The 12,599-nt window shown below is 61.1% G+C and carries 10 protein-coding genes; 3 read left to right on the plus strand and 7 right to left on the minus strand.

The window, feature by feature from the left end; all coding sequences use genetic code 11:
- The first annotated feature begins 41 nt into the window (after nt 1-41).
- The 3 genes from xseA (at nt 42) to leuA (ending at nt 4,407) form a co-directional block, all read left to right on the plus strand.
- Entirely contained in the window at nt 42-1,421 is a 1,380-nt protein-coding gene (xseA, locus tag ABV589_RS09125; RefSeq protein WP_096795525.1) for an exodeoxyribonuclease VII large subunit, read from the plus strand.
- 3 nt (nt 1,422-1,424) lie between these two features.
- A complete protein-coding gene (locus ABV589_RS09130) occupies nt 1,425-2,249 on the plus strand; it encodes a peptidoglycan DD-metalloendopeptidase family protein (protein WP_367085629.1) in 825 nt (274 codons plus the stop codon).
- 478 nt (nt 2,250-2,727) lie between these two features.
- Nucleotides 2,728-4,407 carry a 2-isopropylmalate synthase gene (leuA, locus tag ABV589_RS09135; protein WP_027612129.1) on the plus strand — a complete coding sequence of 560 codons (1,680 nt, stop codon included), beginning with the start codon at nt 2,728-2,730 and terminating at the stop codon, nt 4,405-4,407.
- A gap of 144 nt (nt 4,408-4,551) precedes the next feature.
- Here leuA and ABV589_RS09140 read toward each other — a convergent pair whose 3' ends face one another.
- The 7 genes from ABV589_RS09140 to ispG form a co-directional block, all read right to left on the minus strand.
- Nucleotides 4,552-5,343, minus strand: a complete 792-nt coding sequence (locus ABV589_RS09140; RefSeq protein WP_367085630.1) for an amidohydrolase — start codon at nt 5,341-5,343, stop codon at nt 4,552-4,554.
- Nucleotides 5,331-6,479 carry a pyridoxal phosphate-dependent aminotransferase gene (locus tag ABV589_RS09145; protein WP_367085631.1) on the minus strand — a complete coding sequence of 383 codons (1,149 nt, stop codon included), beginning with the start codon at nt 6,477-6,479 and terminating at the stop codon, nt 5,331-5,333. Before ABV589_RS09145 ends, ABV589_RS09140 begins: the two co-directional genes overlap by 13 nt.
- Nucleotides 6,480-6,727: 248 nt before the next feature.
- The gene (gene der / locus ABV589_RS09150) at nt 6,728-8,200 is read right to left on the minus strand and encodes a ribosome biogenesis GTPase Der (RefSeq protein ID WP_003227884.1); all 1,473 of its coding nucleotides are present in this window, start codon (nt 8,198-8,200) and stop codon (nt 6,728-6,730) included.
- A 135-nt stretch (nt 8,201-8,335) separates the two neighbouring features.
- Nucleotides 8,336-9,487: an outer membrane protein assembly factor BamB gene (gene bamB, locus ABV589_RS09155; RefSeq protein WP_027612133.1), complete on the minus strand. Its 1,152-nt coding sequence runs from the start codon at nt 9,485-9,487 to the stop codon at nt 8,336-8,338.
- A complete protein-coding gene (locus tag ABV589_RS09160) occupies nt 9,480-10,121 on the minus strand; it encodes a tetratricopeptide repeat protein (protein ID WP_007964436.1) in 642 nt (213 codons plus the stop codon). The genes bamB and ABV589_RS09160 overlap by 8 nt, the downstream gene beginning before the upstream one ends.
- Before the next feature lie 41 nt (nt 10,122-10,162).
- Nucleotides 10,163-11,452 (minus strand): histidine--tRNA ligase, encoded by a 1,290-nt coding sequence (hisS, locus tag ABV589_RS09165; RefSeq protein ID WP_367085632.1) that lies wholly within the window; start codon nt 11,450-11,452, stop codon nt 10,163-10,165.
- Between the two features lie 36 nt (nt 11,453-11,488).
- Nucleotides 11,489-12,598, minus strand: coding sequence for a flavodoxin-dependent (E)-4-hydroxy-3-methylbut-2-enyl-diphosphate synthase (ispG, locus tag ABV589_RS09170; protein ID WP_007964434.1), 1,110 nt, complete (start codon nt 12,596-12,598; stop codon nt 11,489-11,491).
- Nucleotide 12,599: the final 1 nt, after the last annotated feature.

Here is a 12,599-nt window from a genome sequence, read left to right on the forward strand (position 1 = left end):
ATTCGTGTATTGCGTCGGAAATTAGCTTTAAACTGCGCCCCATGATTAAAGATCCCTTTGCAAGACTTGGCCTGGACCGTGAAGTCCTGACCGTCAGCCAGCTCAACGGCCGCGCGCGGGTGTTGCTCGAAGACGTGTTCAGCAACATCTGGGTCGAAGGCGAAATCTCCAACCTCGCCCGCCCGGCGTCCGGCCATGTGTATTTCACCCTCAAGGACAGCGGTGCGCAGGTGCGTTGCGCGCTGTTCCGCAATAATGCGGCGCGGGTGCGTCAGGCGTTGAAGGACGGCCTGGCCGTGAAAGTGCGCGGCAAGGTCTCGCTGTTCGAAGGGCGCGGCGACTATCAGCTGATTCTCGATACCGTGGAGCCGGCCGGTGACGGCGCGCTGCGCCTGGCCTTCGACGCACTGAAGGAAAAGCTCAGCGCCGAAGGTCTGTTCAGTGCGGAACGCAAAGTGCCCCTGCCGGCGCATCCGCAACGCATCGGCATCATCAGTTCGCCGACCGGCGCGGTGATTCGCGACATCATCAGCGTGTTCCGCCGCCGGGCGCCGCAGGTGCAACTGACGCTGATCCCGACTGCCGTGCAGGGTCGCGAGGCCACTGCACAAATCGTCCGCGCGCTGAAAATGGCCGACGCCCGTGGTTTCGACGCGCTGATCCTCGCCCGTGGCGGTGGTTCGCTGGAAGACCTCTGGTGCTTCAACGAAGAAGCCGTGGCCCGCGCGGTCGATGCCTGCGTGACGCCGATTGTCAGCGCCGTCGGGCATGAAACCGACGTGTCGATCAGTGACTTCGTGGCTGACGTGCGCGCCCCAACGCCCTCCGCCGCCGCCGAACTGCTGGCCCCGGATTCGAGCCACCTGATCCGTCAGGTCGAAAGCCTGCACCGACGTCTGGTGATGCGCATGCGCGACCGTCTGATGCGCGATCGTCTGCGCCTGGAAGGCATGGCCCGGCGTCTGCGTCACCCCGGCGAACGCCTGCGTCAGCAAGCGCAACGCCTGGATGACCTGGACATGCGCATGCGCCGGGCTTTCGAGCGCCAGCTCAATACCCGCCGCGAACGGCTGATCCGCCTGGAAACCCGCCTCGCCGGGCAACACCCGGGACGCCAATTGGCGATGCTGCGCCAGCGCCTCGACAGCCTCGCCGAACGCCTGCCGCGAGCCATGCGCGAAGGCCTGAAAAGCCGTCGCCTGCAATTGCACAGTCAGATGCAGACGCTGCATGTGGTCAGTCCGCTGGCAACCCTCGGCCGTGGTTACAGCATTCTGCTGGATGAGCGCGGGCACGCCATTCGCAACGCCGCGCAGACCCACACCGGCCAGCGCCTGAAGGCCAAACTGGGCGAAGGCGAACTGCAAGTGCGCGTCGAGGACAATCACCTGACGCCTGTCACCCTCTCTTTACTGGACTGATCCATGCCGCGTTTTATCGCTCCGTTATTGTTGCTGTGCCTGACCACCTTCAACGCCCACGCCGACAGCTACATCACCCGTCTGCTGAACAAACCGGTGCCGGGCGGCGTGGCAGTGGTCGATCTGGGCAGCGCCGCGCAGGCACCAAAAGCCACCTATCAGGGCAAACCGGTGCTGGTGGTGAAAGAACAGAACAACTGGCTGGCGATTGTCGGCGTGCCGCTGACGGTCAAACCCGGCAGTCAGCAGATCAGCAGCGGCGGGCGCAATCTGCCGTTCACGGTCGGCAACAAGAAATACCCGGAGCAGCACATCACCCTGAAGAACACCCAACAGGTCAATCCGAACCCGGCCAACCTCAAGCGCATCGAGGGCGAGCTGGCCGAGCAGATCAAGGCTTACCGCAGCTTCAGCCCGAACACCCCGAGCAACCTGCTGCTGGACAAACCGGTCAACGGGCCGCTGTCGAGCAAGTTCGGTGTGCGCCGCTTCTTCAATGGTGAAGAGCGCAACCCCCATGCTGGCCTCGACTTTGCGGTGCCGGCCGGCACGCCGATCAAGACTCCGGCGGCGGGCAAAGTGATTCTGACCGGCAACTACTTCTTCAACGGCAACACGGTGTTTGTCGATCACGGCCAGGGCTTTATCAGCATGTTCTGCCACATGTCGAAAATCGACGTGAAGGTCGGCGATCAACTGGCCCGTGGCGCGGTGGTTGGCAAAGTCGGCTCGACCGGCCGGGCGACCGGGCCGCACATGCACTGGAACATCAGCTTGAACGATGCGCGGGTGGATCCGGCGATTTTCATTGGGGCGTTCCAGCCCTGAATTTGGTGTTGAGGCCACGGGCCTCTTCGCGGGCAAGCCCGCTCCCACAGGTTTTTCGGGTGTACATAATATTCGTGTGCGACACGGACACTGTGGGAGCGGGCTTGCCCGCGAATGCGGTCTACCCAATCCGAAAATATTGCTGACACCCGACCAACATCAATTGCGCCCCAATCTAACCTCACGCAAACATCAATAAGAACCACCGACTTAAACGCAATAAAATTCTGCAAAATCCGGTATTTCGAGTATTCCTCTCAATTTTTTTCGACTGCTTGCCATCCTCTCCCCTCGCGGTTAGGGTTGAAGGCATGAAAACCTCTCACACCCTTATTCAGCTTCGCCAGCACCGCAGTCTGTGCCTCGTCAGCGCACGACTGCCGGGCTGAATCGCTGCGCCTCGTCCCAAGCTGTTCCCCGAACATTCGTTCCACCGGCAGGCCGCCTCTTTTCGGCCCAGACAATAAGGAATTTCCCGATGAGCATGCTCAAAGACCCGTCTTCGAAATACCGCGCGTTCCCCGTCATCAACTTGCCGGATCGCACCTGGCCGTCGAAAACCATCGACGCCGCGCCGATCTGGTGCAGTTCCGACCTGCGTGACGGCAACCAGTCGCTGATCGAGCCAATGGACGCGGTGAAGAAGCTGCGCTTCTGGAAAACCCTCGTTCAGGTGGGTGTGAAGGAAATCGAAGCCTCATTCCCGGCCGCTTCGCAGACCGACTTCGACTTCGTGCGTACCCTGATCGAAGAAGGCCACATCCCGGACGACACCACCATTCAGGTGCTGACCCAGGGCCGTGAAGACCTGATCGAGCGGACTTTCGAATCCCTGCGCGGGGCGAAGAAAGCCATCGTTCACCTGTACAACGCCACCTCGCCTTCCTTCCGTCGTATCGTCTTCAATCAGGACAAGGACGGCATCAAGGCCATCGCAGTGAACGCCGCCAAGCTGTTCGTCAAATACGCGGCGATGCAGCCGGACACCGAGTGGACGTTCGAATACTCGCCGGAAACCTTCAGCGCCACCGAATTGGAATTTGCCAAGGAAGTCTGTGACGCAGTGATCGAGGTCTGGAACCCGACGCCCGAGCACAAGATGATCCTCAACCTGCCAGCCACCGTTGAATGCGCGACGCCGAACGTCTACGCCGACCAGATTGAATGGTTCGGCCGCAACATCAACCGCCGTGACAGCGTGATCATCAGCCTGCACACCCACAACGACCGTGGCACCGGCGTCGCCGCCACCGAGCTGGGCCTGATGGCCGGCGCGGATCGCGTCGAAGGCTGCCTGTTCGGCAACGGCGAGCGTACCGGTAACGTCGACCTCGTCACCGTCGCCCTGAACATGTACACCCAGGGCGTTGACCCTGAGCTGGACTTCTCCGACATCGACGGCGTGCGCAAAGTCGTCGAAGAGTGCAACCAGATCCAGGTGCACCCGCGTCACCCGTACGTCGGCGACCTGGTTCACACCGCATTCTCCGGCTCGCACCAGGACGCGATCCGCAAGGGCTTCGCCCAGCAGAAACCGGATACCCTGTGGGAAGTGCCGTACCTGCCGATCGACCCGGCCGACATCGGTCGCAGCTACGAGGCGGTGATTCGTGTGAACAGCCAGTCGGGCAAGGGCGGTATCGCTTACCTGCTGGAGCAGGAATACGGCATCAGCCTGCCGCGTCGCATGCAGATCGAGTTCAGCCAGGTGGTACAGCGTGAAACCGATCGCCTCGGTCTGGAGATGACCGCCAAGCAGATTCACTCGCTGTTGATCAGCGAATACCTGCAAGCCAACACCCCGTACGCGCTGGTCAGCCATCGCCTGCAGGAAGAGAATGGCAACAGCGCCGTCGAAGTGGAGGTGGCGAGCAAGGGTCAGGGCGAAACCAACCTGCACTGGCGCGGCAAGGGCAACGGTGCGCTGGAAGCACTGGTGGCCGGTCTGCCGATTCCGGTGGAGATCATGGACTACAACGAACACGCGATCGGCGCGGGCACCAACGCCAAGGCAGCCGCGTACATCGAGCTGCGCGTGAATGGCGAGCGTGCGGTGCACGGCGTGGGTATCGATGAAAACATCACCACCGCCAGCTTCAAGGCGCTGTTCAGTGCGCTGAACCGCTCGTTGAGCCAGCCTGAGGCGAAAGCGGCTTAAGCCTGCCCTGAAATGCAAAAGGCCCCGGAGTTTGAACTCCGGGGCCTTTTTGTTGAGGATCAAAAGATCGCAGCCTTCGGCAGCTCCTACATCGGGACAGCGTACCTCCTGTAGGAGCTGCCGCAGGCTGCGATCTTTGGCTTTTCAGGTGAACTCGAAGGTATCCGCATCCAGATTCGCCGGAAAGCGCTCGCGATACGCCGCCAATGGCGCGGCTTCCAGCACGACCTTGAACACCCCGTCCGCCTCCCCCGCCGCCAGCAACGTTTCGCCCTGAAAATCCAGCACCTGACTGTCACCGGTATAGGCAAAGCCCTTGCCATCGGTGCCGATCCGGTTCACCGCGGCCACGTAGCACAGGTTTTCAATCGCCCGCGCCGGCAACAAGCGGTTCCAGTGCAGACGCCGGGCACCCGGCCAGTTGGCGGTGTACAGCAGCAGATCGGTGTCCTGCGCGTCGCGACTCCACACCGGGAAACGCAGGTCGTAGCAAATCAGCGGCCGAATCCGCCAGCCCTTGAGTTCGAACTGCATCTGACGCTCGCCGGGGGTGTAGTGGTTGTGCTCGCCGGCCATGCGGAACAAGTGACGCTTGTCGTAATGCCAGACTTCGCCGTCCGGCCGCGCCCACAGCAGGCGATTGCGATGGCTGCCGTCCGCTGCCTGAATGATCACGCTGCCGGTGATCACCGCATTGAGCTTCGCGGCCTGCGCCTTCATCCACTTGCTGGTCGGGCCGTGCTCGGCTTCGGCGAGGGTCTCCGATTCCATGGAGAAGCCGGTGGTGAACATCTCCGGCAGGATAATCAGATCCGCGCCTCGGGCCTGCTCCAGCAGCACGTCGAAGTGCTCGAGGTTGGCCTGACGGTCATGCCAAGCCAGGCTGGTCTGGATCAGCGCCAGATTGAGATCGGGCAATGCACTCAGATCACGCATAGTTTTGCCGCCGCTTCACGCAGCGTCTCCTCGCGTTTGGCAAAGCACAGGCGCACCAGACGCTGGCCTTGCGGTGGATTCTGGTAGAACACCGACACCGGGATGCTCGCCACGCCGTGTTCGCGGGTCATCCAGATCGCCATTTCGACGTCATTCAGGTCAGGGCGAATCTGCGAGTAGTCGACCAACTGGAAATACGTGCCGGTGACGCGGGTGAAGGTAAAGCGCGACGGCGCCAGCAGATCGCAGAACAGGTCACGCTTGGCCTGATAGAAACCCGGCAGCTCTTCGACGTGTTCCGGGTGCTCGGCCATGTAATCGGCCAGGGCGTATTGCAGTGGCGTGACCCCACAGAAACTGACGTACTGGTGCACCTTGCGCAGCTCGGCGGTCAGCGCCGGCGGTGCAACCACGTAACCGGTTTTCCAGCCCGTCACGTGGTAAGTCTTGCCGAACGAGCTGACCACAAATGCGCGCTGGTACAGCTCTTCGTGAGCCAACACGCTGACATGCGGCACACCGTCGAACACCAGGTGTTCGTACACCTCGTCGCTGATCAGGTAGATGTCACGACCACGGATCAATTCCGCCAGTTGATCCAGTTCGGCACGGCTGATCAGCGCACCGCTCGGGTTGTGCGGGGTGTTGATGACGATCATTTTCGTGCGCGGGCTCAGGGCCGCGGCGAGCTTGTCGAAATCGATGGAGAAATCGTTCGGGTTCAACTGCACATGCACGCAGCGACCGCCCGCCAACTGCGTCGCCGGGTCATAGCTGTCGTAGCACGGGTCGAACACGATGACTTCATCGCCGCTGTGGATAACCGCCTGAATCGCACAGAAGATCGCCTGGGTCGCGCCCGGCGTCACGGTCACTTCGCTGTCGGCATCGACTTTCACGCCATAGCTGCGGGCGATCTTCGCCGCAATCTGCTCGCGTAGCGCCGGCAGGCCGGTCATCGGTGAATACTGGTTATGACCGCTGGCGATATGCCGACCGACCGCGTCACGCAGGGACTGCGGGCCGTCGAAATCAGGAAAACCCTGGGACAGGTTGATGGCTCCGGTCTGCGCCGCGAGCTGAGACATCTGCGTGAAAATAGTGATGCCGACATTCGGCAGCTTACTGGTGATCATCGAGGGGTTCCCTGCTCTACACCCGGCTCTGACGGCGGCGCGGGAGAGCCCGAGGATAGCCCATCCGGCGCCCATAAAAAAAGGGCGCCCAACTGAGCACCCTTCTTTCATTTATACCGCAGCAACCTTGTGGCGAGGGGATTCATCCCCGATCGGCTGCGAAGCAGTCGTAAACCCTATGACAGGTATTTGGGGCCGCTGCGCTGCCCGTCGGGGATAAATCCCCTCACCACAAAGGCTGCGAAAAATCACTTCTTGTCGCGGCGCTTCTTGCTGGCTTTCTTGTTGTGCGACATCAAGCGACGCTTCTTGTTGACCTGGCGGTCGGTCAGCGTGTTCTTGTTGCCTTCGTACGGGTTCTCGCCACCTTTGAACTCGATGCGGATCGGCGTACCGACCAGCTTCAGCACACGGCGGTAAGTGTTCTCCAGATAGCGCACATACGACTTCGGCACTTTCTCGATCTGGTTACCGTGGATCACGATGATCGGCGGGTTCGCACCACCCAGGTGAGCGTAACGCAGCTTGATCCGGCGGCTGTTGACCATCGGCGGCTGGTGCTCGCTGACCGCGTCTTCGAGAATCTGCGTCAGGCGGCTGGTCGGCCAGCGGGTAACCGCAGACTTGAACGAGTTCTGCACCGAGGCGTAGAGGTTGCCCACGCCAGTACCGTGCAGCGCCGAGATGAAGTGAATGTCGGCGAAGTCGACGAAGAACAGCCGACGTTGCAGCTCGACCTTGACGTAGTCGCGCTCGCTCGGGGTCATACCGTCCCACTTGTTGATCGCGATCACCAGCGCACGACCTGCTTCAAGGGCGAAGCCCAGCAGGTTGAGGTCGTGATCGACCACGCCTTCGCGGGCGTCCATCACGAAAATCACCACGTTGGCGTCTTTGATCGCCTGCAGGGTTTTGACCACGGAGAATTTTTCGACTTCTTCGTGGATCTTGCCGCGCTTGCGCACACCGGCGGTGTCGATCAGCGTGTACTTCTCGTCGTTACGCTCGAACGGGATGTAGATACTGTCGCGGGTGGTGCCGGGCTGGTCATACACGATTACCCGGTCTTCACCGAGCATGCGGTTGACCAGGGTCGACTTGCCGACGTTCGGACGGCCGATGATGGCGATCTTGATCCCGTCTTTTTCGCTCGGGCCAGGAATGCGTTTGGCTTCCTCGCCTTCGGCGACGATCTCTTCCTCTTCGCCTTCCTGCGGCTCGTCTTCGTCACGCGGGAAATCGCTCAGTGCCGCTTCCAGCAGTTGAGTGATACCACGGCCGTGGGCACCGGCGATCGGGATCGCGTGGCCCATGCCCAGCGGGGCGAATTCGGCGCGGGCCATTTCCGGGTCGATGTTGTCGACCTTGTTGGCAACCACGTGGGAACGCTTGTTACGCTTGCGCAAGTGTTCGGCGATCATCTGGTCGGCGGCGGTGAAACCGGCCTTGGCATCTACCAGGAACAGCACAACATCCGCTTCTTCAATGGCCAGCAGCGACTGCTCTGCCATTTTTTCGTCCATACCGTGTTCGTCACCGGAGATACCGCCGGTGTCGATCAGAATGTAGGAACGCCCTTGCCACTTGGCCTCACCGTACTGGCGATCACGGGTCAGACCGGACAAGTCGCCGACGATGGCGTCGCGAGTCCTGGTCAGGCGGTTGAACAAGGTGGATTTGCCGACATTCGGTCGGCCCACCAGGGCGATTACGGGAACCATGCGGCTCTCCACTTCGTTATTTCAGAAAATACAAAAGCCGCTGCGAGGCAGCGGCTGGTGCTCGGGGCAACGCCGGGTAGCGCTGCAAGCCCCAGAAATCCGGGGCCGCTTGGGGGTTAACCCCAAGCATAGTTGTTACTTGATGGTCAGGGCTTCCAGTTTGCCGCTGTTGCCATACACATAGATCGTGTTGCCCACCACCAGCGGACGGGCACGCAGGCCGTCACTGTCGATACGCTCACGACCCACAAAACGACCGTCCACCTGGCTCAACAGGTGCAGGTAACCTTCCAGGTCACCGACGGCTACGTAGCTGGAGAACACTTCCGGCGCCGACAGTTGGCGGCGAGCCAGCGAGTCGTTGCTCCACAGTGCAGTGGTCGAACGCTCGTCCACGCCTTCAACGGTGCCCGAAGACAGGCTCACGTAGACGTTGCCGAAACCCTGGGCAACACCGGCATAGCTCGATGCATCGCGCTGCCAGAGCTGGCGACCGCTTTGCAGATCAAGAGCCGCAACGCGACCCTGATAGCTGGCAACGTACAGGGTTTCACCGGACAGCAGCAGACCGCCGTCGATGTCGACCACGCGCTCCAGTTCCGAACGACCGGTTGGAATCGCAACGCGCTGCTCCCAGACCGGCACGCCGTTGGAAATGTCCAGGGCAACCACTTTACCGGTCGACAGGCCAGCCACCGCGAGGCGGTTGGTCACGACGGGGGCGCTGGTGCCGCGCAGGGTCAGGACCGCAGGGGTGCTGTCGTAGGTCCAGCGACGGTCGCCGGTAGCAGCGTCCAGACCGATCAGACGATCGTCCTGAGTCTGTACCACGACAACGTCACCGTTGTTGGCCGGTGGTGCGAGCACTTCACTGGATACCCGGGCGCGCCACTTCTCTTCGCCGTTGATGGCGTCGAGGGCAACGATTTCACCCTTGAGGGTACCGATCGTGACCAGACCGTAACCCACGCCAACGGCGCCGGAGACAGGCAGTTCAAGATCTTTTTTCCACTTCACGTCGCCATTGCTGCGATCCATGGCCATCAGCACGCCGGTCACGTCGGCGGCGTAGATGGTGTCACCATCGATCGCCGGCACCAGCATGTTGTAGGTTTCGCCCTGACCGTCACCGATCGAACGGCTCCACTGCTTTTGCAGAACCACTTCTTCTTTGAAGTCGGTCAGCTCGGCCGGTGGCAGTTCTTTTTTGCTGTTGCTGCTGCAACCCGCGGCCAGAATGGCCAGAGCCAGCAATGCTGCATGCTTCCAACGGATCACGTCACGCATCCCCTTTGGCCAGGTCGTCGAGCTTGATTTGAAGGCCACCGACTGCCGCTTCATCCGACAGTGCCGCCTTGGCTTTTTGATACGCGGTGTTCGCCTCGTCGGTACGACCCAGCTGCACCAGCAGATCACCCTTGAGTTCTTCGCGAGTGGCCAGGAACGCCTTGTCGGCATCGCCGTCGAGCAGTTTCAGGGCTTCATCGGCCTTGTTCTGCGCACCCAGCACCTGCGCCAGACGCTGACGGGCGATTTCGCCCAGCGCCGGGTTGGCCGGTTTGGCAACGATGGCTTTGAGTTCGGTCGCGGCATCGTCCAGCTTGCCGCTGTCGACCGCTACTTTGGCCACGAACAGGCTGCCGTACTGCGCGTACGCGGTGCCGCCGAATTCGCTGTTGAGCTTGCCGGCCAGATCCGCAACGCGGGCAGCGTCAGGCTTGCCATCCGGGGTCAGCGTGGTTTCCAGCAGTTGCTGATAGAGCACCGAAGCGCCTTGCGACTGGTTGCTCTGATATTTGTGAAAAGCCTGCCAGCCGAACACGATGACCAGCGCCAACAGGCCGCCAGTGACCAGAGGTTTGCCGTTGCGTGTCCACCAGTCCTTCAAATCCGCCAACTGTTCGTCTTCGGTACTCGACACCCCAATACTCCTTAATCGCTAAATCGGCTGTTTAGACAGCTTCAACCCTGCACGACGCAGGTGGCCAGGTGAGCGGCGAGCGCATCCCAGGCAATGCTTTGTTGTTCGCCCTGACCACGCAGGGGTTTGAAACCTACCACTTGCTGGGCCATTTCGTCGTCACCGAGGATCAGTGCGTACAGCGCACCGCTCTTGTCGGCTTTCTTGAACTGGCTTTTGAAGCTGCCGGCGCCGGCATTGACTTGCAGACGCAGGTTTGGAAGCTGGTCACGTACACGCTCGGCCAGGGCCAGACCGGCCAGTTCGGCCTGCTCGCCAAAGGCGCAGAGGTAGACGTCGACCTGACGGGAGATTTCTTCCGGGATCTGCTCCAGGGTTTCGAGCATCAACACCAGACGCTCGATGCCCATGGCGAAACCCACGCCGCTAGTCGGCTTGCCGCCCATCTGCTCGACCAGACCGTCGTAACGACCGCCCGCGCAGACAGTACCCTGGGCGCCGAGTTTGTCGGTGACCCATTCGAATACGGTTTTGCTGTAGTAATCGAGGCCGCGCACCAGTTTCGGGTTGAGCACGTACGGGATGCCAACCGCGTCCAGACGCGCCTTCAGACCTTCGAAGTGCGCACGGGATTCGTCGTCCAGGTAGTCGGCCATCTTCGGCGCATCGACCAGTACCGCCTGAGTGTCGGCATTTTTGGTGTCGAGCACGCGCAGCGGGTTGGTTTTCAGGCGACGCTGGCTGTCTTCGTCGAGTTTGTCGTGGTGCGCCGAGAGGTACTCGACCAGCGCTTCACGATAGCGACCACGGGACTCGCTGGTGCCCAGGCTGTTGAGTTCGAGCTTGACCGCGTCACGGATACCCAGCTCGCCCCACAGGCGCCAGGTCATGATAATCAGCTCGGCGTCGATGTCCGGACCGTCGAGGTTAAACACCTCCAGACCGATCTGGTGGAACTGGCGATAACGGCCTTTCTGCGGACGCTCGTGGCGGAACATCGGGCCGATGTACCAGAGTTTCTGCACCTGGCCACCGCCGGTGATGCCGTGCTCGAGCACCGCACGCACGCACGCCGCAGTGCCTTCCGGACGCAGGGTCAGGGAATCGCCGTTGCGGTCTTCGAAGGTGTACATCTCTTTTTCGACGATGTCGGTCACTTCACCGATCGAGCGCTTGAACAGCTCGGTGAATTCGACGATCGGCATGCGGATCTGCTTGTAACCGTAGTTATCCAGCAGACGCGCGACAGTGCCCTCGAAATAACGCCACAGCGGGGTCTGTTCGGGCAGGATGTCGTTCATGCCACGAATGGCTTGCAGAGACTTGCTCACTTTAAATCCTTAAATTCGTTCGGCTTTCGGTCAGGCTCAGCCGCGCGCGATAACCGCTGCGTCAGCTTCGACCTTCTCGGCCGCTTTCTCGCGGATCAGCTTTTCCAGCTCGTCCACCAGATTGTCATTCGTCAGTTTCTGCGACGGCTTGCCGTCGATGTAAATCAGGTTTGGCGTGCCGCCGGTCAAGCCGATATGGGCTTCCTTGGCTTCGCCGGGGCCGTTGACCACGCAACCGATCACCGCGACATCCAGCGGCACCAGCAGGTCTTCAAGACGCCCTTCCAGCTCGTTCATGGTTTTGACCACATCGAAGTTCTGCCGCGAGCAGCTCGGGCAGGCGATGAAGTTGATGCCACGGGAACGCAGATGCAAAGACTTGAGAATGTCGTAACCGACCTTCACTTCCTCGACCGGATCGGCCGCCAGCGAGATGCGGATAGTATCGCCAATCCCCTCGGCGAGCAGCATACCTAGGCCCACGGCGGATTTCACTGTGCCCGAACGCAAACCACCGGCTTCGGTGATGCCCAGGTGCAGCGGCTGGACGATTTCTTTCGCCAGCAGACGGTAAGCTTCGACGGCCATGAACACGTCGGAAGCTTTCACGCTGACCTTGAAGTCCTGGAAATTCAGGCGTTCGAGGTGCTCGACGTGCCGCAGTGCGGACTCGACCAGGGCCGCCGGAGTCGGTTCGCCGTATTTCTTCTGCAGGTCTTTTTCCAGAGAACCGGCGTTGACGCCGATGCGGATCGGAATCCCGCGATCACGGGCGGCATCGACCACGGCGCGCACCCGGTCTTCACGACCGATGTTGCCCGGGTTGATGCGCAGGCAGTCCACACCCAGTTCGGCGACGCGCAGAGCGATCTTGTAGTCGAAGTGGATGTCGGCAACCAGCGGCACCTTGACCAATTGCTTGATCCTGCCAAACGCCTCGGCGGCGTCCATGTCAGGTACCGAAACACGGACGATGTCGACGCCGGCAGCTTCCAGACGATTGATCTGCGCGACGGTGGCGGCAACATCATTGGTGTCGCTGTTGGTCATGCTCTGCACAGCGATAGGCGCATCGCCGCCAACAGGCACGTTACCGACCCAGATCTTGCGCGAAACGCGACGTTTGATTGGAGATTCGCCGTGCATG

The organism is Pseudomonas sp. HOU2, assembly GCF_040729435.1.
In the GTDB taxonomy this organism is placed as follows: domain Bacteria; phylum Pseudomonadota; class Gammaproteobacteria; order Pseudomonadales; family Pseudomonadaceae; genus Aquipseudomonas.